Origin of the sequence: Rothia similimucilaginosa (genome assembly GCF_029850875.1) — a bacterium.
In the GTDB taxonomy this organism is placed as follows: Bacteria; Actinomycetota; Actinomycetes; order Actinomycetales; family Micrococcaceae; genus Rothia.
Genome location: NZ_JAOVAM010000009.1, coordinates 23027 through 46226, shown reverse-complemented (window position 1 = coordinate 46226; position 23200 = coordinate 23027). Strand labels below are relative to the sequence as shown.

The window sequence follows — 23200 nt, the reverse complement described above, 5'->3', positions numbered from 1 at the left end:
ACTAACAGTACGGCGTAGCTGAGAAACACCCGCTCAGCTGGGACTGCTTAGTTAGCCTAAACAACGTGCATAATAAAGATGCTCCCACCCCATATATGGGGTGGGAGCATCTTTATTAGTAAGGCAGAACTATAGTGATACTGCAGAGCGGGCGGGCTAAGCGTCCTTGAGGACCTCTCCCACACGCCTCCTCAAAGCTGGGATAACCTCCTGCTCGAACCATGGGTTCTTTGCCTGCCACCTAAAATTCAGCGGCGAAGGATGCACCAGAGGCAGGAACTTCGGAAGATAAGACTCCCACGCACGAACCGTCTCTGTCAGGTTCTTCTGTGCCTTCGGGGCGTGCACACCATCCAGGTAATACTTCTGGGAATATGCGCCCACTAGTAGAATCAGCTGAATATTCGGCATGAGCTCCAGTAAGTGCGGATGCCACTTGGAGGCGAAATCCTTACGCGGCGGGTTATCACCGTGTGTGCCCTTGCCGGGGTAGTAAAAATCCATCGGTAGTAGCGAAATCAGCTCAGGATTATAGAACTGCTCGTCCGTTACGCCCATCCACTCGCGCAGCTTCACGCCGCTCTGGTCATTCCATGGAATACGGCTCTCCTGCGCGGCACGTCCAGGTGCCTGGCCAATCACCACAATACGAGCATGAGGGGAGGCTGAAAAGACCGGCGCCCAGCCCCGTCCCGTAAACTCCCTATTCTGCCGATCCAAACGAATCTGCTCAGCCAGGGGAGGGTCCGTCTCCAGAATCTGCTGAACCAGATGCTCCGGCAGATTATGGTGTGTTGCAGTCATGCTAGATGGCGCCTCCCTCAAAACCGTTCTGACGCCACGCCTCAAACACAGCAATGGACGCAGAATTAGCCAGGTTCAGCGAACGACGGCCCGGCTTCATCGGAATCTTCACACGCTCGCTCACATGCGGGTCCTGCTGAACCTCAGCAGGGAGCCCCACCGACTCCGGACCAAACATGAACACATCATCGGGACGGTACTCAATATCCGCATATGAAGTCGAAGCAGTGGTCGTGAACGCAAAAACACGCTCCGGAGCCAGAGCCTCCCACGCATCCTCAAGGGTCTCATGCACCGTCACCACCGCCAGGTCGTGATAGTCCAGACCCGCGCGGCGCAGATGCGCATCATCAAAGTTAAAGCCCAGCGGCTTCACCAGGTGTAGCTCAGCGCCAGTAATCGCCGCCAAACGGATAGCGTTGCCGGTATTGCCGGGAATCTCAGGGGTATAGAAAAGAATCTTGAACACGTTCCTAAGTGTACCGCGCAGCCCACGACCATCATTGAGCGTCCCGGGAGAGTAGCGCTCGCCGACCCTGCCGAGATGAACATGTCTAGAAGAGTGCGGATAGAGCGCGATAAAATAAGCAAGGCGAAAAACCGCCGACAACCCAGCAGGAGGAAGCATGAGCGCAGAAACCAACCCTCAGAACGGCCGGGTCTACCTCGACCATGCCGCCACCACCGACGTACTGCCCGCCGCCATCGACGCCATGGTCGAACAGATGCGCAACGGCGGCAACCCCTCCTCCCTACACGCCGTAGGACGCGACGCCCGCGCCACCGTTGAATACGCCCGCGAACGCATCGCCCGCGCCATCGGAGCCGACCCCGCCGAGGTTATTTTCACCTCAGGCGGCACCGAAGCGGACAACCTAGCCGTCAAGGGCATCTACTGGAAGCGCCGCGAAGAAGACCCGCAGCGCACCCGAATTCTCGTCTCCTCCATCGAGCACCACGCCGTGGAAGAAACCTGCGAATGGCTCGAAAAGGCAGAAGGCGCGCAGCTTGAATGGATCCCCGTAGACGAGCACGGTAGCGTCAACCCGCAGACCGTCCGCGAGCTCATCGAAAAGAACCCCGAAGACGTCGCACTCGTGACCGTCATGTGGGCGAACAATGAGGTCGGTACCGTAGAGCCCATCCCCGAGATCGCCGCTATCGCTGCCGAATACGGTATCCCCGTGCACTCGGACGCGGTGCAGGCTTTTGGCGCGGTGCCCATTGATTTTCACGCCAGCGGCGTGGCGACCCTCGCAATCTCCGGCCACAAGATTGGCGGTCCCATGGGTATCGGTGCGCTGGTTGCAACCCGCGCCGTACAGATGACCCCCGTCCTACACGGAGGCGGTCAGGAACGCTCCGTACGCTCCGGCACCATCGACGCACCCGCGATAGCAGGTTTTGCAGAGGCCGCCGTACACTCGGTTCAGTACCTTGACAAAGAATCTGCCCGTATCGCCGCGCTACGCAACGAACTCATTGCGGCAATTAGCGCGCTCATCCCGCAGGCGCACCTGAGCGGAGAAAATCCGCTCACTGAAGAGTACCCCGGCCAGAAGCGACTGCCCGGTAACGCCCACTTCACCTTCGAAAACGCAGAAGGTGACACCCTGCTCTTCCTGCTGGACATGCAGGGCATCAGCAGCTCCACCGGCTCCGCCTGCAACGCCGGGGTGACCCGCCCCTCCCATGTGCTCATGGCAATGGGAATGGGCGAAGACACCGCCCGCAGCGCCCAGCGCTTCACCCTCGGTCATTCCACCACCGGAGCCGATATTGCGCGCCTCATCGCGGCACTACCCGCCGCCTACGAACAGGCGGCAAAGGCCGGGCTTTCCTCGCAGCTGCCGGACGCCTCCCGCTGGCACTAGAAAACCAGGAGAGAAGAGACCCAACTGCCCTCAGCCTGGAATCTCAGCGTTCGCTGAGGGCTGGCTGAGGGTGCACTGCCCAATATTCCGCCGAGCCCCTGCGTACAATGGGTAGCTACAGTACCGGAAAGTCCGCCCACACAAATACAGCGTACCTTTCTAAAGGCTCAACACAACAGAAGGATAGGCAGTGAAAATTCTTGCAGCTATGAGTGGCGGCGTTGACTCCGCAGTCGCCGCAGCTCGCGCCGTAGAAGCAGGACACGAAGTAGTCGGCGTTCACCTAGCCCTATCCCGCATGCCCGGCACCCTGCGCACCGGCTCCCGCGGCTGCTGCACTCTCGAAGACTCCATGGACGCCCGCCGCGTCTGCTCCCAGCTGGGCATCCCCTTCTTCGTCTGGGACTTCTCCGAACGCTTCAAGGAAGATGTCGTCGACGACTTCATCTCCGAATACGAAGCCGGACGAACCCCCAACCCCTGCATGCGTTGCAACGAAAAGATTAAGTTTGCCGCGCTACTCGAACGGGCCCTCGCACTCGGCTTCGACGCCGTGGTGACCGGACACTACGCCCGCGTCATCACCACCGAAGACGGCAACCGCGAACTTCACCGCGCCGCCGACTGGGCAAAAGACCAGTCCTACGTACTTGGTGTGCTCACCCACGAACAGCTTAAGCACGCCTGGTTCCCCCTTGCAGACACCCCCTCCAAGACACAGGTACGTGCGGAGGCGGCAGAGCGCGGCTTCTCCGTGGCGAAGAAACCGGACTCCTACGACATCTGCTTTATCCCCGAAGGTGATACTCGCGCCTGGCTGGGCGACCACATCAAGATGCGCCCCGGCCTCATTAAGGACACCCACGGCGAGGTGCTCGGCGAGCACCCCGGCGCGCAGGCATACACCGTAGGTCAGCGCAAGGGCCTGGCACTGGGCCGCCCCGCCGCCGACGGCAAGCCCCGCTTCGTTCTGGAGGTGCGCCCCAAGGAAAACGAAGTTATCGTCGGCTCCCGTGAGTTGCTTGCCGTGCACGAAATCCGTGGTATCCGCGCCACCTGGGCGGGCGTACCCGTAGAGCAGGCGGCACGCTTCCTGGAACAGCCCCCGCAGGCTGGTACTCGCAGCGAAGAGTTCGAAGTGACCGCACAGGTGCGCGCGCACGCCGACCCGGTCCGCGCCAAGGCATACATGACCTGGGCATCCGACCCCGAAGCTGAAGAAGAAGATGTGTTGCGCCTGGAAACCGTAGTGCGCCTACTGGATCCGCTCTCCGGTGTGGCACCGGGACAGACCATGGTTCTCTACCAGGGCACCCGCGTACTGGGTCAGTCCACCATCGCCCGCGCTTACTCGCTGGACCGCGAAGACATTCAGGAAACCCTGTCTAGTGGCGCCTCTACCAACGCCAACTAGCCGCACAGAATAGCTGCACACCCCGCTATCCCCAGCTGTTGCCGCAATAACCTGCTTGAACACAACGCACAGAAGACCACAACCGAACTGAGGAGAGACCGATGACTGCCGAACACACTTCCTGCGAATTTGACCCCCACGCCACCTCCATGGGCGATGAAGTCGCGCCGGAGGTTTACGAGGAGCTCTTCGCCATGCGCCGCTCCATCGACAACTTCGATGCAGCGTTGGTGCACATCCTTGCGGAGCGTTTTCAGGCAACCAAGCGCGTGGGCGTCCTGAAGGCTGAGCACAACCTGCCCGCCGGTGACCCCGGCCGTGAAGAGGCACAGATTGCTCGCCTGCGTGCCATGGCGAAGGAATCCAGCCTGGACCCGGAATTCGCGGAGAAGTTCCTGAACTTCATCATCTCTGAGGTGATTCGCCACCACGTGCGCATCGCGAACGAGCATGCTGACCATGACAAAGAGACTGAAAAGTCTCAAAGCTAAGAGCCTGGAAGGCTATGACTTTCTGAAAGCTCAGCCTCTTCGAAAAGCCCTGCTCTCATCCGTGCTGAGCATCCAGCGGCAGAGCTTTGACCTGCCCGCACTTTTCCCTAACCGGTCTTAACCTCACCTGTTTATGCCCCCTCAATCTTCCTCCCGCCAGAATGCCCGTACCGAGCCGGTGCCAGAGCGCCTGCTACTGCCCGGTGAGTACCGTGCCCCCGAAGGAGACGAACTGACCGAGCAAGATCTTGCCGCACTCGCTACTGAGCGTCCGCTGGTGCGTGCTAGCGGTCGGGGCGATTTTCCCGGCAATGATTTGGCTGAGGCGATGTCCCGTGTAGAAGGCGAGCTGGGTTCCCCGCACTTGCCGTTCCTGCCGCATCTGCCGGCGCTGGGCTGGCGGACTACCCCGCTGGCACGCACCCTGGCGGTGTGCGAGGGACTTGCCTTTGACGGTGCCTCGTTTGGCTGGCGCATGGTGCATAGCGGCGGCAGAGGAGCGCGCGAGTCTGCCCTAGCGCAGGACCGTCTGCTCTCCGATATCAACCTTCTAGCTGACCGTGTGGGTGTGCAGAAGAAGAGGTTCACCTCCGGTGTTGAGGATTCCGCTGCGGTGTATAAGATTCAGCTGGTTGGTCCGCTGACCCTTGCAGCCAGCATCTACCTACCCGGCGGCGAGCGTGCCATCAGTGATGCAGGGGCGAGCCGTGACCTACTGGAATCGTTCCTGGAAGGACTGAAACGCTGGTCGGACTCTCTACGTGAGGCTCTGCAGGCTCCCCAAGCGCTGATTGCTGTGCAACTGGAGGAATCGGAGTTTCAGCGTCTGATGGAGGGCTCCATTCCTACCGTCAGTGGTTTCCGCTCCCTGCCGGTGTTGCAGCCTCATTACTATCAGCAGGTGTACCGTCGGGTGGCGGATCGTTTTGCTGAACTCAATCTGCAGCTCATCCTGGACGTGGATGGCACTGTGCTCAAACCGGTGCAGGAGCTGAAGCTTCTCACCCGGCCCCGTCCCGCCCTTGACACTTTGGCGCTGTTGAAAGCTATGCAGGTTGAGGGTGCTGCTCCTGGTGCTTTGCTGTTGCATCCTGACCGTGCCCGTTTGAAGGGGCCGGGCATGCTGCAGGTTCCGCCGCTAAGTGACCCTCGTTCCTGGGAACCTGTGGCGCAGCTTTTGGAGGCTCAGGCTCAGCTATGGCTGCCGGTGGTGACTTCTGTACGGGTTCCTGATCAGGTGCGCCGTCTGTACAGCCTGTGGCGTGAGGTTGGCCTTGAGCCGAAGCAGTTGAGTGCAGTGGGTTTAATGGCTGATGAGCGTCCGCAAACGGGTTCAGTGCCTTCTGCCTCCACTCCGGGTACGGTGAGTGTGCTGGACGCCACGGCTTCGCTGGCTCGGGTGGCAGAGTGTGCCCGTGCATTGTCTGAGTGCACGGTATGATTGGAGAATCAGATTTTTTATGTAAGCATTTACGATATTTCTTTAGAGAGGTACTGTGAGCGCAAGCGACACACACACCATTTTGGTGGTTGATGATGATGATGCTCTGGCGGAAATGATTGGCCTCGTGCTCGCACAAGAGGGCTTTAACGCTGTTTTCTGCGAAAATGGCGGCCGCGCTTTTGAAACTTTTATGCGCTCCACTCCTGATTTGGTGCTTTTGGATTTGATGCTTCCTTGCATGAACGGTATCGAAGTTTGCCAGCAAATTCGCCGCTCTTCTAATGTGCCGATTATTATGTTGACTGCTAAAAGCGACACAGAAGATGTTGTGAAAGGTCTTGAGGCTGGCGCTGATGATTACATTGCTAAGCCTTTTAAGCATGCTGAGCTTTTGGCGCGTATTCGTACTCGTCTGCGTCCGCGTGAGAGCCGCCAGCTGGTCGTGTCCATTGGCGATATTGCCATGGATATGGACGGTCGTACCGTCAAGTACCACAGCGCCGAGGTTCCCATGACTCCTCTGGAGTTTGACCTGTTGGCTGCGCTGGTGCGTCACCCCGGCCAGGCGTTGAGCCGCCAGGAGCTGTTGGACATGGTTTGGGGCTACACTGATGTGAGCGATTCTCTGGTAAACGTGCATGTCCAGCGTCTGCGCGCTAAGTTCGATGAGTTGGGTGCGGCGCGTTTTATTCAGACTGTTCGCGGTGTTGGGTACAAGATTCCGGCCGAGCTAGTAGGATCTTCCGGCAGCTAAGCGGAAGCTATTCATAGGCGAAGAGATAACCTGATTGTCTGTTGCGAAGTCGAGCCATGAGCACCGCGCTTTGACGGCGGAGGCGGTCGCCTCCGCCTCTTCGCGTACCCGCTCATCTAAGCCGCGTAAGGTGCAGAAGCAGGGCAAGAGGCTACCTCAGCGCGTTCAGCGTCTGTGGAAAGAATCCCTGCAGTTCCGTGCTCTTGGCACTGCGGGCATCATGATGTTCCTGAGCTTCTTGATGGTGGGTTGGTCCTTGTCGAACCAGATTGCGACGAGTCTGTTTGAGAATCAGAAGACTCAGGCGCTGGAAGAATCGACAAGCGGTTTCCGCAACGTTCAGAGTGTGCTGGACTCCTCTGAAGCTCGTAGTGATAGCGAAATTCGCCGTAACGTGAGCCGTACCCTGACCATTCTTGACGCGGGCGGTTCGGGTAAGCGCAATTGGATTCTTGTGTCTTTGGAAGGTCAAGGTAAACAGGGTTTTATTCCTGAGCAGAGTAGTAATAATTCTTTGAATTCTTCGAGCATTCCGAATGATTTTAAAGAAACTGTTCGTGATAAGAACGGTGTTTTTTGGCAGACGTCTACGGTGACTACTATTGAAAATAACCGTGAGCGTACCTATCCAGTGCTTATTGTTGGTACCCATATTTCTATTGCCCAGAACCCTAATTACGGTTTGTTCCTTGTGTACGACATGACAGATTCTTCCGCCACGATTGCGCATATTAACTTTGTTCTTTTTGGCGGTTTCTGTGCACTGCTTGCTGTGGTGCTTTCTGTAGTGTGGATTGTGACTCGTTTGGTGGTCCACCCGATTACTCAGACCGCTATTACCGCTGAAAAGCTGGCTGCCGGTAACCTGGATCAGCGTGTATCTGTGCATGGTGAGCATCAGGCGGCGCGTCTGGGTTATTCCTTCAACCTGATGGCTGACTCGCTGCAGCAGAAGATTGTTCAGCTGGAGCGCCTGTCGACTCTGCAGCAGCGATTCGTTTCTGACGTTTCGCACGAACTGTGTACCCCGCTGGCAACGGTGCGTTTGGGCACCGAGCTTTTGTACGACTCGCGTGAGGATATGGAGCGGCCGCTGAGCCGCACTGTGGAGCTTCTGCGCGATCAGGTGGATCGTTTCCAGTCGATGCTTACTGACCTGCTGGAAATTTCTCGCTTCGATGCCGGTAACGCAATGCTGACCATCGATACTGAAGACTTCATATGGGTGCTGTCAAATATTCTGCAGGAGGCTCTGCCGCACCTGGAGCGTACAAATACGAAGCTGAACGTGCATACGAGCTATGAGAGCATCATGGTGGATATGGACCGTGTGCGTATTGAGCGTGTGCTCCGTAACCTGCTGTATAACGCGATTGAGCACGGCGAATCCCGACCGATTGATGTGTATGTGGGCGCGAACGCCACGAACCTGGGCGTTGCGGTGCGTGACCACGGTATCGGTCTGTCTGAGGATGAAGCCGTTCAGGTGTTCAACCGTTTCTGGCGTGCTGATACTTCGCGTAAGCGCACCCTGGGCGGTACAGGTCTGGGCTTGTCGATTGCTGCCGAGGATGTGCGTCTGCACGGCGGCACGATTGAGGCATGGGGCGAGAAGGGCCGCGGCGCCTGCTTCACGATGAACCTGCCGTTGGTGCACGGTGCACCTTTGGGCGAGTCGCCGGTTCTTGTAACTGGTGAGCCTGAAGCAAGCGCACATCGTGCGGCGACTGCGAAGGATACGCTGCCGGCTATTTCTCCTCGTGTGAATGTGGAGGATGACGCTTAGCGACTCACACCGACAGGCATTATGGACAGTATTAGCGGCAGAGTTTGAAACTGGTGGGAAGCTCCACGAACGAGTGTGGGTTTTCCTGCCGGGTATAAGGGTTTTCGACTCTGTCCAGGTTAGGGTGCTGATGCTAACTAATGAGCATTTGCGCTTATCCTTGCGTATTTGCACCGGCAAACCAGTACAATCAAGGCAGATATATTTTCACTCCGTTGCGATGGCCTACAACGTTAGATGGAGTGGATTCTTATCAAGGGTCGTAGAGGAAGGTTAAGACCTCCATGTCTCACAGGGCTATTGTTTCTCGACGCGCCGCGCTGTCTTTGGGGGTGGTGTCCTTGGCGACGCTCGTGAGCTCTTGCGCGGGTCTTCCGTCAAACAATCGAGTGACTCAGTATAGCAGCGGCCTGGATGTGAAGAGCGTTAACACTTCTCCGGCTCGTGCTCCCAGTCCGCTGGCTGGTGCGACTCCAGAGGCGATTATTGAGGGTTTTGTGCGTGCCGGTGTGGATAGCATCGAGAACTATGCAGTGGCGCGCCAGTATTTGAGCTCTTCTTTTGCGGGCCGTTGGAACCCGATTGGTGCCACCCGCGTGTACCGTAATACGGTGCAGGCGCGTAGTGACGATAGCGGCAATGCTGAGGGTACGTATCATATGCGTTTCCAGCAGACTGCTACGGTGAGCAGTCAGGGTATTACGAGCACCTTCCCCGAGGCTCAGATTGAGACCCATGATTTCAAGATGGTCATGGAGGACAAGCAGTGGCGTATTAGCTCCTGCCCGGACGGTCTGTGGCTGGACGGTACCGAGTTTGAGCGCGTGTTTAGCCCGTGCCGCCTGTACTTCTATGACCGTGCGTTCCGTTATGCTGTGCCGGATATCCGTTGGTTCCCGCATACGGACCGCTATTTTGAGTTACTGGTGCGTACCCTGATGGCTGGCCCTGCGTCTTATTTAAAGGATGTTGCGTTCTCCGCGTTGAACGAGTCTATGCGCCTTGAAGCTGTGAGCATGAGCGATAACCAGGATATGCTGGTTCGCCTCTCCGGTGAACACTTAGACGATAACCGTTTGGCGCGTGTGCGTGAGCAGATTGTGCACGGTCTGACGAACTTTTCAGGTCTGGGTAAGACCGACGTGTTCTATAACGGCGCCCAGATTTCTGACTCTGATCCGAGCGGATTCTCTGCGGTGAAGCTGAATCCGGGTGTTCCCGCCCGCACTGTCGCTATTAATTCGAACGGCCAGATGGTGGCGCGCGATGACTATATGAGCAATACGGGCGAACAGTTGCTTCTGAGTGGTGTGAGCCAGTTGAGTTCCCCAGCGATGGGCTACTCTGCGGATGTTTACGCCTGCTTGGCGAACGATGCCGCGAGCCTGTACACGGTGTATCAGGGCAGTGTCCGCAGTGTGTGGCAGAGTACCGCTCTGACTGCTCCCAGTTTTGATGCGTATGGCTGGGTGTGGGTTGCCGATGGTGAGGGTGTTGTTCGTGCCTTCAAACCGGGTTCTGAGGATGCAACCGAGCGTGAGCGCGGTGTCGATATTGGTCTGTCCTGGCAGCGTAATTTGATCTTTACGAGCGTGAACGTTTCGCATGATGGTGCCCGCATGGCGATTGTGGCCTCTACTGAGGGTGCGTCAGCTGTGATTATTTCCGGTATTGTGCGTGATGATGCCGGTAAGCCTCTGCGCCTGACGGAGATAGTGCGTCTGAGTTCTTCTGTGACTCCGCGTAATGCCCGTTGGGCTGGCGACCAGAGCGTAGTGGTGGTGAACGTGAAGAATGGTGAGTCTGAGGTGATTTCCCTCAGTGGTGAAGAGACGAAGCTGGACCGTTTGGATGGTGTAATGACCATTTCGACAGCGGATAATACGTCGAATATTATTGCTCACCGTTCTGACGGTTCATGCTACCTGATGGAGGAGCGCGGCTGGATCCGTCTGGACACGACTCTGCATGAGATTAGTTACGCCGGTTAGCCGTGGGCAGGCGCGAGCGAGGAAAGGGTGCTCTAGGTGACTTCAGAACAGCGTGGTTTGAACGATTCCTCCAGCGTGCCCTCAAACAATGCGCGCTCTAGCAACGTGCCCTTGAACGAGCCTTTGACCCGCCTTGCCGGGGCTTTCAAGAATGCCAGCGGGGCTTTGGGCGAGGTATTGATGCCGCGTACCTGCCCGTGCTGTGCGGTGCCGGTCCTCTACGGTGTCGGCTCGCCGCTGTGTGAACAATGCTTGCCGCAGCTACGTTCGGCGTTGGCGCATGTGGAACGTGTGCAGGTTCTGCAACCTCTTGAAGGCGCGGTTGCTCCTGAGGTGCGTGCGGCGTCCCGTTACGTGGGCATTATGCCGCGTGCCCTGTTGGCGTTGAAGAACGCTGGTCGCACTGATTTGTTGCCACTGTTAGGCGAGGGGCTGGCGCGTAGCGTGTATGAGCTTCTTCGGGCGCATCGGGTTGAGCTTCAGAGCGCACCGGCGTCTTCTATCTCTCCTGTAGATGCTTCTGCAGCACCGGTTGAGGTGCTGCTGATTCCGGCACCGTCTTCGGCGCAGAGTGTGCGCCACCGCGGGTATGCGCCGGCGAATCTTTTGGTGCAGGAGGCGGCGCGTCAGCTCAATCAGCGTCTGCCCGACTCGGTGCGGGTGCGGGTTGTGGACGTCATTGGTTACGCGCCTCGTAATCGGCAGGGGAGCGGCGCCTCCTTATCTTCACGTGTGGGGTCTTCTCACATAGTGTCTTCTCTTCTGAGTGCTTCTGAGGCAAAGAACGAGCAGAAGACCCTGGGCGCTGTGGGCCGTGCCGAGCGGATGCACGGTGCTTTACGCGTCATGGAGCCTGCCCTGTGTTCGGGGCAGCTCAGTGTTATTTGTGATGACGTGGTAACCACCGGAGCGACCGCCTCTGAGATGGTGCGCGTGCTACAGGAATCAGGTTCGCGGGTGCTGGGTGTGTGTGCGGTTGCTGCGGTACCGAAAAGAATGCTGACATAGCGTTTCTTGTAATTAGTTGCAAGAGATACACGATTTTTAGCTCTTAAAGTTCGCAGACGGACGAGTAACTATTATTTGGGCTAAATATTTGTCACATACAGTGATATACGGCATGTTTCGTACTAAAATGTGTGTAAGGGAACGGCACCGGAGTCGAATCCCCCGTACCGGGTCCAACCGGACGCGGTATAAGCCCCCAACCTGGAGGGAATGATCGTGGAAGTCAACATCTACGGCCGCAATATCAAGGTCACCGAACGCCTGGAAGAATACGTGAGCGACAAGGTTCAGAAGTTCGCTCAGCTCGGCGATAACGTGAAGGACATTGACGTCAAGTTCAGCAAGGACGGTCATCTGGGTGGCGAGTCCATCCGCGTTGAGATTACCGTCGTTGGTACCGGTCCTGTCCTCCGTTCCGAAGCCCAGGGTAACGATAAGTTCGCGGTCTTCGATGAAACCTACGGCAAGCTCCTGGAGCGTCTGCGCCGTGCACGTGACCGCCGCAAGCTGCACAAGCGCGGTGGCAAGCACCCCGTATCCGTGGCGGACGCTACCGGCTCGATTCCCGTGGTTACCGAAGCAATTACCGAGATTCTGTTGCCGGATATTCCGGTGGAAGAAGCAGCATTCGATAATAGTGAGGTGACCCTCGCCGATGAGGCAGCATCTCCCATTGAGATTCGCCACAAGAGCTTCAAGGGCGAGCGTCTGACTCCCGCAGAAGCTGTTGACCGTATGGAATTGGTCGGCCATGACTTCTACCTGTACATTGACAGCGAGACCGGGGCACCGGCTGCGGCATACCGTCGTAAGGGCTGGAGCTACGGCATCATTACTCTGGACGACGAGTAAAATCCAAGGTACCTGCTAACTGCTGAGGCGGCATGCCCAGTGAGCAGGCTAAAGACCCGGGCGGTCTGGAAACACGCACTGTGAATCTTCAGGCTCCCGGGTTTTTCTCTGCCTTCTACAGCTGAGGTTCTCAGCTCGGATTCTCAGTACGGGGTTGCGCCCGACCCCGGAACCCGGTGCTCCCTCCACCTCAGCAGAGGATGAATGACGCGCAACGTCACAAAATGTTACCTCTGGGCGTACAGCGTAAAAAATAGCTCGGACGGGTGAATTAGGCGGCTCTGCCATACAATATGTAGGAAGGCCTCACCGCGCGCACTTTTGCGCGCCCTTGGTGAGGGTACCGAAACAAGCAAGGAGTAGAAGCTCAGTGGCATCTTTCTTGGAGAAAATCCTCCGAACCGGCGATAAGAGGGTTCTGCGACAGCTCGAAGCGTACACTAAGGCGGTGAACTCGCTCGAGGACAGCTTCGCATCTATGACCGATGAGGAACTGCGAGCGGAAACTGACAAGTTCCGCGAGCGCGTCAACGACGGCGAATCCCTCGACATTATGCTGCCGGAGGCCTTTGCGGTAGTCCGTGAAGCATCCAAGCGCACCCTGGGCAAGCGCCACTACGACGTTCAGCTCATGGGTGGTGCAGCGCTGCACCTGGGTAACATTGCCGAAATGAAGACCGGTGAGGGTAAGACCCTCGTCGCGACCCTGCCCGCGTACCTGAATGCGCTGAGCGGCAAGGGCGTTCACATTGTGACTGTTAACGACTATCTGGCTGAGTACCAGGCGAACCTCATGGGTCGTGTGTTCCGCTTCCTCGGCATGGAGTGTGGCGTTATTCTCTCCTCCATGGAACCTGATGAGCGTCGTAAGCAGTACGCCGCAGACATTACCTACGGTACGAATAACGAGTTTGGCTTCGACTACCTGCGTGACAACATGGCATGGACCGTGGAGGAGCAGGTTCAGCGCGGTCACAACTTCGCCATTATCGATGAGGTGGACTCCATCCTGATCGATGAGGCGCGTACCCCTCTGATCATTTCCGGCCCCGCAGCCGGTGAGGCGAACCGCTGGTACGCAGAGTTCGCGCGTATTGCCGCAACCCTGCTCAAGCGCGGTGAAGACTACGAAGTAGATGAGAAGAAGCGCACCGTCGGTATCCTTGAACCCGGTATTGACAAGGTGGAAGACCACCTGGGTGTGAAGAATCTCTACGAATCCAAGAACACCCCGCTTATTGGCTTCCTGAACAACTCCATCAAGGCGAAGGAGCTGTTCACCAACAACAAGGACTACGTGGTCATTGACGGTGAAGTCCTGATTGTTGACGAGCACACCGGTCGTATTCTGCCGGGCCGCCGCTACAACGACGGCATCCACCAGGCGATTGAGGCGAAGGAAGGCGTCGAAATCAAGCCTGAGAACCAGACCATGGCGACTGTGACCCTGCAGAACTACTTCCGCATGTACGACAAGCTGTCCGGTATGACCGGTACCGCGGAAACCGAAGCGGCAGAGTTCATGAACACCTACGAGCTCGGCGTGGTGCCCATCCCCACCAACAAGGGTGTGCAGCGCATCGACAACCCCGATAAGGTGTACCGCGACGAAATCGCCAAGTTCAAGGCGGTCGTCAAGGACATTAAGGAACGCCACGAAAAGGGCCAGCCGATTCTGGTCGGTACCGCAAGCGTGGAGAACTCCGAATACCTGTCCCGCCAGCTGGCGAAGGCAGGCGTGCGCCACGAGGTGCTAAATGCAAAGAACAACGAGCGTGAGGCAGCTATTGTTGCGCAGGCGGGCCGTAAGGGCGCCGTCACCGTGGCAACCAACATGGCTGGTCGTGGTACCGACATTATGCTCGGCGGTAACCCCGAATTTGAGGCCGTCGAGAAGATGCGTGAGCTCGGCCTGGACCCGAACACCAACTCCGAGGCGTACGAGGCACGCTGGCCCGAGGTTCTGAAGGCCTGCGAAGACGCCGCAGCAGAAGAGCATAAGGAAGTCACCGAGCTCGGTGGCCTGTACGTGCTCGGTACTGAGCGTCACGAGTCCCGCCGTATCGACAACCAGCTGCGCGGTCGTTCCGGCCGTCAGGGTGACCCGGGGGAGTCCCGCTTCTACCTGTCGTTGACCGACGAACTGATGCGCCTGTTCAACACCGGCATGGCAACCCGCCTCATGTCGGCAGCCCCCGAGGACTCCGCACTGGACTCCAAGATCGTTAGCCGCGCTATCGCTACCGCGCAGGCAAACGTTGAGGGCCGTAACGCTGAGCAGCGTAAGAACGTGCTCAAGTATGACGATGTGCTCAACCGCCAGCGCGAAGCAATCTACAAGGACCGCGGCCGCATCCTGCACGGTGACGACCTGAAGGGCCAGATCTCCGGTTTCGTGGACGAAGTGCTGACCACCATCATTGACGCCCGTGTCTCTGAAGGTCACGCCGAGGATTGGGACTTCGACGAACTCTGGGATGCACTCAAGCAGGTGTACCCCATCTCCATCACCGTGGACGACTTAGCAGAGGACGCTGGAGACCGCACCAAGATTACTCGCGACCAGATCGTGAAGGAAGTTTTGGCGGACGCACACCTCATCTACGATGAGCGTGAAAAGAGCATCGGCGAAGAGAGCATGCGTGAAATTGAACGCCGCGTCATGCTGTCCGTCATTGGTGAGCGCTGGCCCGAGCACCTGTACGAGATGGAATACCTCAAGGAAGGTATCGGCCTGCGTGCAATGGCTCAGCGTGACCCGCTGGTCGAGTACCAGCGTGAAGGCTACGACATGTACCAGTTGATGCTCGGCGCGGTCCGTGAAGAGACCGTAACCTACCTGTTTAACCTGGACCTGTCCAAGCAGCGTACTCAGGCTTCTGCCGTACGTCTGGCTGAACCTTCGCGCCCGAAGTTCCTGCAGTACTCCGCCCCCGATGAGGACGGCCACGAGCAGGTTCACGTTGAGCGCACCAAGGAGAGCTAGCCTCGGCGTAAACTCGAAAACGCTATAGACGCAACAGAGAGGGTGCGAATCCAATACCGGATTTGCACCCTCTCTGCGTGTCTCTGCATGTCTGTGCGTGTTGTGTACGGGATACCTTAGTCTTCGTCCGTTCGGCTCTGAGGCTGCTCAATCGCGGTAATCAGCCACATACCGTGAATCAGGCGCATCTGCATGGTCACCACGCGAACCTTATCCGCACAACGCAGTAGCGCCACCACTTCGTAGAGCTCCTCGTGCACCTTCTGCGCTCGTACCCGCAACAGAACCGGCGGAAGAGTCAACAGCATCTCCTTGCGCACCTGGCGCGGATTTTTGGGGAAAAATGGTAGCAGACGGTGGAAACAATCCGCTGACACCCACTGCGCCAGCTGCTGACGTGAACGACGAGCCGACATGATCTCCAGATAAGCAATTGCCACACCCGCGCAACGACCCTCCAGCTGGCGAGTCAACGTATCCGCAGGGCGCAATGGACGGCCCCTCAACGCAGTCGGCGGGTGCTGCGCCGAATGCTGCTCATAACGCGGCAGCGGCAATAGTGAATAGACCGACGAGTTGTTCCTACTCTGCACCAGTGCCATCGTGCCCTGCCCTTGCTCCGGTAGCGGAGCGACCTGCGAGGCAGGCACAGGCTGAGCCACCGGATGGGAGGTACGTGCCGCCTGACGCTTTGAATACGGGCGGACGGGCTGATCGTTACGGGAGGCAGGCAATGCAGACTGAGCATGCGGCGGCGTCCACGGGGCGCGGGGGAGAAGGTTGGCGAAGCTCATGACGGCTCCTTTCAAGGCAGGGAATGTGAGGTGGGTTGAGCGAATGAGATTGAGTGTTTGAAAAGCTATCGGGTGAGAAAAGGCTAATGAACGGGTTGTTCGGGAATCTGCAGAACCTGCCCTGCGTAGAGCAGTTCGGCGTTCTGGCCCAGAGCGTCCTTATTCACCTCGTAAATATCGAGAGTGTAGTTGTAAATGGTGGAGGCGTCGGTGCCTTCCCCCAGTTGCTCAGCGGCAATAGACCAGAGGGTATCGCCTGTCTGGACCGTGTAGGAGTAGGTGCCCGCCTCAGCGCGGAGAGGAGAGAAGAACGGGCTGCGATCCTGCAGTGAGCCTGCCACTTCCGTGGGGTGAGGAGCCAACGGAATATCGGGAATCTTAGCAGAGAGGGCCAGGGGAGCGGAGGGCGCTTCCGGGGTGGTGCTGTCCATGGTGGTACTGGCAGGATCCGCATCTGAGACGGTGGCTGGGCTGGTCTCTGCCGCCGCGGTGCTCGTTGATGCTACGGCACCCATTGAATCTGTGGTCATGACTGCCGAAATAGTTGTCTGAGACAGTCCATCCGTGCCGTTTGCTCCGGCGTTGCTGGGCGTAACTACCGTAGCCTGAGCGGGAGCCAAGACCGCCCCCACTCCAAGAGCCGTGCCACCGAGCGTCAGAACGATGCGGCGCATAAAGCGCGGACGGAAAAACGCCGGAACCTTCAGAACTGCGCGGTCAGCGTTGTGGCTCGAAACGCGCAAAGACCAAGCGTAGAAGAGCGCGTAGATAAAACTGATGAACCACCAGGCGGTAATGAGGATTGCCGCCGCGCCAGCGCAGAGCAACGAAGCGTCAGCAAGAGGGTGCGCCGAAGGGATGCGGTGCAGGTTCACGCTCAACGCGCCCAAGACTGCTGCCGAAAGCAGGGGAGGGATGATGAAGAGTAGTGCGTCCTGGTAGTTTGCCTTAGCACTGGACTCGGTTGCAGAGTCTGCTGCGGCGGCTACCTCTGCACTGACAGTACGAGGCGCGGCTGCAGAGCGTGAAGCGACGGTGACAGGGCGTAAAGCGAAGGCTGCGGGGGCTGAGCCTGGAGTGGGAAGATGGTCCACAGTGACCTCCAAATGATGTATTTGATAGCTTTTGATGTTGCTTCATTTATACAGGAGGGTGCGCAAAAAATAAAGCAAAACGCATTAAAATGTATGAAAAATATATAATTTGATAGAATTTGCTTCAAAAATCAGGCTTGAGAATCATCATCTGACCAGAAAATGCTCCGGTTCGTATCTGCACCCCTCCTCAGGTAGGGTCATAGTATGAGCATGGAAAAGTTCCTACGAGACATTGAGGCGCGCCTCGCCTCCGAACGCGCCTGGGATATGGAACAAGACGCCCGTCAAGTCGCCCGTGTCCACTATTCAACTATCACCCTCGACGACCGCCTCCTCGCACAGGTTGGTGGCCCTATCCGCATCTGCGCCACCGACATGCAAACCTATGAAGGTAAGCTCGAAATGGTCGGCGAAGAATGGGTCAGCATCGATGCGCGCGGCGAAAACATTATCATCCTCCTGCGTGGAATGCTCTGGTGGGAAGGTGGCATCGCTCCTGGACGTGCTGATGTTCGCCCCGAACGCTACCGCATGAAAATCCAGCTCGCCCTCCGCTCCCTCGCAATGGCGCGTGAGCCCGTCCGCCTCTCCCTTGAAGGTGGCACCGTCAGCTACGATGGTGTGATTGAGCGAGTCGGCGCCGACTTCCTGGAATTGCGCCTACTCAACGGTGGCCAGTACCCGCGCATCTATGAACGCGACCAGTACTCGCGTGCAGCCTATGGCGTGCAGGGTGGTTACGGTCAGGGGGCCTCGGGGTACTCCCGTGCACCTCGCGGTGCTGGGTGCGCACCATTCCGCTGGCTCGTATTAGCGCAGTCATTGCCCGTATCTCACGCTAAAAGCATAAGGTAAATAGTGGACAGTGCAATTCGTGGGAACTCCCGTAAAAACGCCTCGAGAAGTATAAATGCCCTTATAGAAGCAACAGTACACACAAAAAGGTCCGCCCCTCTCCATTGAAATCTCAACGAAAGGAGCGGACCTTTCTAAAACACTCAAGCATTACGCCCGCGAGGTGCATATCGAAATGCTAATCAACCTTAGCCTTAGGAGTGAGCTTGCCGGAAGCAATCGCCTCCAGAGTCTGCTCGTGGCGCTCGGTAATGTACTCTTCAAAGCGAGAGCGTTCAATACGCCACTGGTTACGTCCACCAATCTGAATGGCGGGAAGTTCGCCGCTGCGCACTAGAGCACGCACCTGCGAAAGCGAAACCTGCAGTTCCTCGGCAACGTCGCTCAGAGTGAGGAAACGAGGTGCAGTCATCAAATTATTCCTTTCCGTGAGTGAAATCCTGGGTCCCTTAGCCAACGTTAGTGGCCTTTTCTATAGAGTCCGTACTGAACATCTATTGAGTACTTTCAGTATATGTCATCACCGTGAAATTTGCTCGCAAAAAGCCTTATATGAGCTGAAAAGTTATCTAATTACCCATTCAAAAGGGGCAAGACTCAAAAATATTTCATAAACGCGACTCTTGAGAGAGAGTACTAAATGAAATATACTGTTAGGGTTAGTGTCAGAACCAGACAAAGCGCTATCGAAAGCACACCAATCGCTCATCGATCAGTTGAACAACACCGGAATCACCGCCGGCTTCCGCACCGAAAGGCACAACCACATCATGCGCATACGACAGAACGCGACGAAGCGTTCCACCCTCACCGAAACCCATACCAAGCGCCTCAAAAAGCCCACCGTCAAAGACTGGCGATTCATCCTCGGTGTACTTCTTGTGCTCGTCTCCATCACCGGTGTGCAGCTCTATGTGCAAGCCAACAACAGCAAAACTGAGTACTACACGGCTAAAAGCGAAATCCGCCTCGGCGAGAAGATCACCGAAGACAAACTCGCCCGAGTCGAAGCGAGCATCGACTCCGCCAAGGACAAGTACTTCACCAGCGCCGAAGCCGCACAGATAAACGGTAAAATCGCCACCCAGCGCATCCCCGCTGGCAACTTTATCAGCAAAGAATCTGTAGGTACCGAAACCTCCCCGGGACGCCGCCTTGCCACCGTCAGCGTTGACCGCACCGCCGCCTCCGCATTGAAGGCAGGTGAGCGTGTGGATGTGTGGACCTCCGGCCCGCGTAACCCCGACACTAAGAGCGATAACCGCAACGAAAATGGTGCCCGCGCCATCGTCACCAACGCCGAAATCGTTGCTGTAACGGTTGATGAAGGCGTACTCGGCGCCAACGGCAAGGCAACCGTGCAGCTGTGGGTCAAGGAAGAAGCCCTCGCCGCCCTCGTTAAGGAAAGCAATAGCGATTCCAAGATCAGCCTCATCCCCGGCACCTACGGGGAGGGTCAGTGAACATCCCCGTTATCCTCTACGGCGATGACGGCTCGCTCCTGAACCGCATCGAATCCCAGCGCGGCCGCGTCTCCGTGGCCCGCACCGTGCAGGACTTCAGCGAAGCCGTCGGAATGGCGCACACAGGTATCGCCCGTGTACTGCTTTGCGCCCACGTGCCTGCCGAAATGAGCGCCTCCACCGTAGACGCGCTCGCCGCTTCTGATGTGCTCCTGGCGGTTATTGCCCCGGATAACTTGCCGCTGTCTACGCAGGCACACCGCATCCGCCCCGAAGCAGCCCTTGAAGAGATCCTGGGCTCGCTCGAACAGGCTGTGGATGCGGCGCTCGCCCGGCCCACCGCAGGATACGGCGTGCCTGCGCAGATTCCGGCTCAGCTGCCCAATCAGCCTATTGCCCGCCGTCCCGAGGCCGCCTACGGTCAGGATGCCGGTTACGGCTACGATGCAGGGTACGGCTACGGTCAGGATTATAGCGCTGCTGGCTATGGATCGGGCGGCTACGGCTACGACTCCGCCGCAGGCACTTCCTCAAATACCGTCGTGCCCTACGGAAGTTACGGAATCGACCCCGCAGTATCCGCTGGAAACGCACCCGGCGTGCACGACCCGGTAGAAGCCTCCTCTGTTGTGCCCAGCAACGAAGAATCCGTGCTCAGCCAGGCCGCCGCCATCGTCGACTCTTTCGCGCCCGGTAATGACTACGCCCTGCACGTGCAGAACGACAATAACGACGGCACCCTGCCTCAGCTCCCGGACATCAACCAGGACCTCGCCGCGCCCTCCCCCTACCAGCCCGGCCACCGCCTCGGCACAATTGTGACCGTCTGGGGTACCCACGGTGCGCCCGGTCGAAGCACCATTGCCTTCAACCTCGCCGCCCTCGCCGCGCAGCAGGGCCAGCAGGTCTGCCTCATCGACGCAGACACCTACGCGCCCAGCCTGGATGCGCTCATGGCACTCGAGGATACCGGCTCCGGCCTGGCAATTCTCTGCTCGGACGCCGACCGCGCCCAGCTCGACGAGAAAAAAGCCGGCGCCATTATGGAGCGTGTGCCCCTCAAAAACGGCACCTTCGACTTCTTGAGCGGCATTACTTCCTCCTCGCGTTGGCCCGAGGTGCGCGCCCGCGCCTTCGCCGAGGTACTCGAATGGCTCAAACACCGATATGATCTGGTCATCTGCGATGTTGCCGCCCCCATCGAGGTCGACGAGGAACTGACCTTTGATGGTCCGGCACCGCGCCGTAACGCCGCAACCCTCACCGCGCTCGGTTGCGCCGACCGCGTGATTGCGCTTGGAGAAGCGGACGTTATCGGCCTGCCACGCCTGATTAACCTCGCCCGCGAGGTGCAGTCGCGCCCGGATCTTTTCGCCCCCGAAACGGATGTGCAGTACTGGCTCAACCGCAGCCGCCGCGAAGCCGCCGGATTCAACCCCGAGGCGAAGATGCGTGATAACTGGGCACGCTACCTGTCGGTTCCGCTTACCGGTGTGATTCCGTATGAGCGTAAGGTCATGGACCGTTTGCGCCGTAACGGTGAAGCGCTGCTGGAGGTGTCGCCCCGCCACGCGGTTGTGCAGTCCTTGGAAGTGATGCTTGAAGGCATGTACGCTGTACGCGTCGGCGCATGCGTCAAGCCCGGCGCGTAGCGTGAGCCTAAAGCGCTAAAATTATTGTCTGTTAGAAGCGAGCACAAGAAGACCCGACCTACCGGTATAAGATCCCGAAATTGGGAGCGCCACCAGGTCGGGTTTTCTGCGCCTCACGCATATTGAGGGTAGGGGAGTAGCGCGAATATTTCACCTTAAAATTGAGGGGGTATCTCATTGCGCTGCGTAATATATGCGATTAAAAGTGCGCTCCAAGAAATGCTCTGTAAACTATTCCACGTATTGCCGTTTGAATGGGAATTGCGGCGAACAAGCCGTAAAATGGTTGAATCCACCCGAACTCATGGGAAGCACACAAACATATGTCTTTTACAGAAGCGACTCTGAGCGCCTACGACTTCGGTCCTGGCGATACTGAACGCATTCACCTCATCAAGGGTGAATGGCAGGTCATCTCTGATATTGCCCAGAGTGACCTGGTTTTATGGTTCCCCACCAACTACATTGTTGCCGACGGTAGCTCTCCGGATGCCGTATCCGGCCCCAGCGCAACCAGTAATTTCTGTGCCATTGCTCACGTGCGCCCCTCCAATGTCCGAACCCTCTTCCACCACGACATCATTGAGCACGAGATGGATGAGGCAATCCGCGACGAGGCATACCGCGTCTGGATTGACCAGAACATCAGCACTTACACCGACGAAGGAAGCGGTGAAGGCCTTGGCGCCCGCCCGCGCGTACACGTGACCTTCGTTCCCATCGTGCGCAATAACCGCACCATCGCATTGCTGACCAGCCACCGAGTCGCCGCCCCGAGCGGCTACCCGAGCATCAGCGGCGAAGTCTACGAGTATGTTGCCGATACCATGCTTTCCATGGTGCACTCCGGTCTGTGGCCCGATCCCCTCGCGGAGGGAAACAACACTCAGGGCAATCCCCGCGTAATTGATGGCATTATTGTGCTCGACCCTTCCGGTCGTGTGGTCGTCGCTTCCCCGAACGCAAACTCCATGTACAACCGTATGGGCATGACCGGCTACCTCGAAAAGCGAAACCTTGCCGATGTCACCCGCGCGATGCTCCCCGCTGGTGAACAGGCGGATGAAACCCTGCAACTGGTCCTTGCCGGTCGTAGTGACTTGCGCACCGAACTGGTCATTGCCCGTGCCCGCGTGACCATGCGATCCATCCCACTGCTGGCGCAGAAGCGTACCCGTATCGAACGTGAAGGCGCCGTGATTCTATGCCGCGATGTGACCGAGCTGCGCCGCCGCGAGCTGGAACTCATGACTAAGGATGCGACCATTCGCGAAATTCATCACCGCGTGAAGAACAACCTACAGACTGTGTCTGCTCTGCTGCGCCTGCAGTCGCGCCGTATGGCCACGGACGAGGCGCGTCAGGGCCTGGAGCAGGCGATGCGCCGCGTGGCAACGATTGCTACCGTGCACGAGGCGCTCTCGCAGGGTCTGACCCAAAACGTCGACTTTGACGAGCTGATTGAGCGTCAGTTCCACCTTGCCGCTGAGCTTGCTTCCCCCGGTCAGCACGTGTCCACCAAGCTGATTGGATCCTTTGGAGCTTTGCCGAGCCAGTTCGCCACCCCTCTGGCACTGGTTATCAACGAGGTTGTCGCGAACGCCGTGGAGCACGGCCTGGACGGTGAGACCGGCACTGTGACCCTTGAGGGCATTCGCGGTATCAATGATGAGGGTGAGAACATCCTCACCGTTGTGATTACCGATGACGGTAAGGGCATGGGTGATAAGAAGATTGAAGAATCCGGCCCCGACGCGTACCGCCCGGTGACCGGCAAGGAAGGTCTTGGTATGCAGATTGTGCGCACCCTGGTAGCGAGTGAGCTGAACGGCTCGATCCGCTGGGAGGCTAACGAACCGACCGGTACCCGCGTGGTCATTACCGCGGTGCTCATCTAAGCCTCTTCTTACATGACATATGGAACTGCCGCCGCCC

The 23200-nt window shown here is 57.9% G+C and carries 19 protein-coding genes; 14 read left to right on the top strand and 5 right to left on the bottom strand.

The genetic code is table 11. The features are described 5' to 3' along the window. Nucleotides 1–156: 156 nt before the first annotated feature. A complete protein-coding gene (locus QFX05_RS07555; protein WP_279742118.1) occupies nucleotides 157–804 on the bottom strand; it encodes a uracil-DNA glycosylase family protein in 648 nt (215 codons plus the stop codon). Nucleotide 805: 1 nt separating this feature from the next. Next, nucleotides 806–1273, bottom strand: a complete 468-nt coding sequence (locus QFX05_RS07550) for a tRNA (cytidine(34)-2'-O)-methyltransferase (protein WP_279742117.1) — start codon at nucleotides 1271–1273, stop codon at nucleotides 806–808. Nucleotides 1274–1430: 157 nt separating this feature from the next. On the opposite strand from QFX05_RS07550, the gene QFX05_RS07545 reads away from it, so the two are divergent. From QFX05_RS07545 to secA, 10 genes are all read left to right on the top strand, one after another. Continuing rightward, nucleotides 1431–2678, top strand: coding sequence for a cysteine desulfurase family protein (locus QFX05_RS07545; protein ID WP_279742116.1), 1248 nt, complete (start codon nucleotides 1431–1433; stop codon nucleotides 2676–2678). Between the two features lie 190 nt (nucleotides 2679–2868). After that, complete coding sequence (mnmA, locus tag QFX05_RS07540) at nucleotides 2869–4092, top strand: tRNA 2-thiouridine(34) synthase MnmA (RefSeq protein ID WP_279742115.1); 1224 nt, start codon at nucleotides 2869–2871, stop codon at nucleotides 4090–4092. Between the two features lie 101 nt (nucleotides 4093–4193). Continuing rightward, nucleotides 4194–4583: a chorismate mutase gene (locus QFX05_RS07535; RefSeq protein ID WP_279742114.1), complete on the top strand. Its 390-nt coding sequence runs from the start codon at nucleotides 4194–4196 to the stop codon at nucleotides 4581–4583. Nucleotides 4584–4716: 133 nt separating this feature from the next. After that, entirely contained in the window at nucleotides 4717–6024 is a 1308-nt protein-coding gene (locus tag QFX05_RS07530) for a uroporphyrinogen decarboxylase/cobalamine-independent methonine synthase family protein (RefSeq protein WP_279742113.1), read from the top strand. A gap of 55 nt (nucleotides 6025–6079) precedes the next feature. Beyond that, nucleotides 6080–6781 carry an MtrAB system response regulator MtrA gene (gene mtrA, locus QFX05_RS07525; protein ID WP_279742112.1) on the top strand — a complete coding sequence of 234 codons (702 nt, stop codon included), beginning with the start codon at nucleotides 6080–6082 and terminating at the stop codon, nucleotides 6779–6781. Between the two features lie 34 nt (nucleotides 6782–6815). Further along, nucleotides 6816–8567, top strand: coding sequence for an MtrAB system histidine kinase MtrB (gene mtrB / locus QFX05_RS07520; protein WP_279742111.1), 1752 nt, complete (start codon nucleotides 6816–6818; stop codon nucleotides 8565–8567). Between the two features lie 389 nt (nucleotides 8568–8956). Continuing rightward, nucleotides 8957–10558 carry an LpqB family beta-propeller domain-containing protein gene (locus QFX05_RS07515; protein WP_279742110.1) on the top strand — a complete coding sequence of 534 codons (1602 nt, stop codon included), beginning with the start codon at nucleotides 8957–8959 and terminating at the stop codon, nucleotides 10556–10558. Nucleotides 10559–10594: 36 nt separating this feature from the next. Then, entirely contained in the window at nucleotides 10595–11566 is a 972-nt protein-coding gene (locus QFX05_RS07510; protein WP_279742109.1) for a ComF family protein, read from the top strand. Nucleotides 11567–11782: 216 nt separating this feature from the next. After that, a complete protein-coding gene (gene hpf / locus QFX05_RS07505) occupies nucleotides 11783–12418 on the top strand; it encodes a ribosome hibernation-promoting factor, HPF/YfiA family (protein WP_314078916.1) in 636 nt (211 codons plus the stop codon). A 370-nt stretch (nucleotides 12419–12788) separates the two neighbouring features. Next, on the top strand, nucleotides 12789–15404 hold the full coding sequence (gene secA, locus QFX05_RS07500) for a preprotein translocase subunit SecA (protein ID WP_279742107.1): 2616 nt from the start codon (nucleotides 12789–12791) through the stop codon (nucleotides 15402–15404). A gap of 116 nt (nucleotides 15405–15520) precedes the next feature. On the opposite strand, the gene QFX05_RS07495 is transcribed toward secA, so the two are convergent. Together QFX05_RS07495 and QFX05_RS07490 are read right to left on the bottom strand one after the other, a co-directional pair. After that, nucleotides 15521–16198 carry an Rv3235 family protein gene (locus QFX05_RS07495; RefSeq protein ID WP_279742106.1) on the bottom strand — a complete coding sequence of 226 codons (678 nt, stop codon included), beginning with the start codon at nucleotides 16196–16198 and terminating at the stop codon, nucleotides 15521–15523. 83 nt (nucleotides 16199–16281) lie between these two features. Beyond that, a complete protein-coding gene (locus QFX05_RS07490; RefSeq protein ID WP_279742105.1) occupies nucleotides 16282–17292 on the bottom strand; it encodes a LysM peptidoglycan-binding domain-containing protein in 1011 nt (336 codons plus the stop codon). A 207-nt stretch (nucleotides 17293–17499) separates the two neighbouring features. On the opposite strand from QFX05_RS07490, the gene QFX05_RS07485 reads away from it, so the two are divergent. Next, a complete protein-coding gene (locus tag QFX05_RS07485) occupies nucleotides 17500–18150 on the top strand; it encodes a histidine kinase (protein WP_279742104.1) in 651 nt (216 codons plus the stop codon). 178 nt (nucleotides 18151–18328) lie between these two features. On the opposite strand, the gene QFX05_RS07480 is transcribed toward QFX05_RS07485, so the two are convergent. Further along, nucleotides 18329–18562 carry a helix-turn-helix domain-containing protein gene (locus tag QFX05_RS07480; RefSeq protein WP_279742103.1) on the bottom strand — a complete coding sequence of 78 codons (234 nt, stop codon included), beginning with the start codon at nucleotides 18560–18562 and terminating at the stop codon, nucleotides 18329–18331. 358 nt (nucleotides 18563–18920) lie between these two features. Between QFX05_RS07480 and QFX05_RS07475 the strand changes: the two genes are divergently transcribed. The 3 genes from QFX05_RS07475 (at nucleotide 18921) to QFX05_RS07465 (ending at nucleotide 23163) form a co-directional block, all read left to right on the top strand. Further along, a complete protein-coding gene (locus QFX05_RS07475; protein ID WP_279742102.1) occupies nucleotides 18921–19613 on the top strand; it encodes an SAF domain-containing protein in 693 nt (230 codons plus the stop codon). Continuing rightward, the gene (locus QFX05_RS07470; protein ID WP_279742101.1) at nucleotides 19610–21265 is read left to right on the top strand and encodes an AAA family ATPase; all 1656 of its coding nucleotides are present in this window, start codon (nucleotides 19610–19612) and stop codon (nucleotides 21263–21265) included. The genes QFX05_RS07475 and QFX05_RS07470 overlap by 4 nt, the downstream gene beginning before the upstream one ends. Before the next feature lie 323 nt (nucleotides 21266–21588). Beyond that, entirely contained in the window at nucleotides 21589–23163 is a 1575-nt protein-coding gene (locus QFX05_RS07465) for a sensor histidine kinase (protein WP_279742100.1), read from the top strand. Nucleotides 23164–23200 lie beyond the last annotated feature (37 nt).

Bases quoted from the DNA above. Each gene is read 5' to 3' on its own strand.
- QFX05_RS07555 (WP_279742118.1), bottom strand. From the start codon at position 804: ATGACTGCAACACACCATAATCTGCCGGAGCATCTGGTTCAGCAGATT.
- QFX05_RS07545 (WP_279742116.1), top strand. From the start codon at position 1,431: ATGAGCGCAGAAACCAACCCTCAGAACGGCCGGGTCTACCTCGACCAT.
- QFX05_RS07535 (WP_279742114.1), top strand. From the start codon at position 4,194: ATGACTGCCGAACACACTTCCTGCGAATTTGACCCCCACGCCACCTCC.
- QFX05_RS07530 (WP_279742113.1), top strand. From the start codon at position 4,717: ATGCCCCCTCAATCTTCCTCCCGCCAGAATGCCCGTACCGAGCCGGTG.
- QFX05_RS07495 (WP_279742106.1), bottom strand. From the start codon at position 16,198: ATGAGCTTCGCCAACCTTCTCCCCCGCGCCCCGTGGACGCCGCCGCAT.
- QFX05_RS07485 (WP_279742104.1), top strand. From the start codon at position 17,500: ATGAGCATGGAAAAGTTCCTACGAGACATTGAGGCGCGCCTCGCCTCC.
- QFX05_RS07480 (WP_279742103.1), bottom strand. From the start codon at position 18,562: ATGACTGCACCTCGTTTCCTCACTCTGAGCGACGTTGCCGAGGAACTG.
- QFX05_RS07475 (WP_279742102.1), top strand. From the start codon at position 18,921: ATGCGCATACGACAGAACGCGACGAAGCGTTCCACCCTCACCGAAACC.
- QFX05_RS07465 (WP_279742100.1), top strand. From the start codon at position 21,589: ATGTCTTTTACAGAAGCGACTCTGAGCGCCTACGACTTCGGTCCTGGC.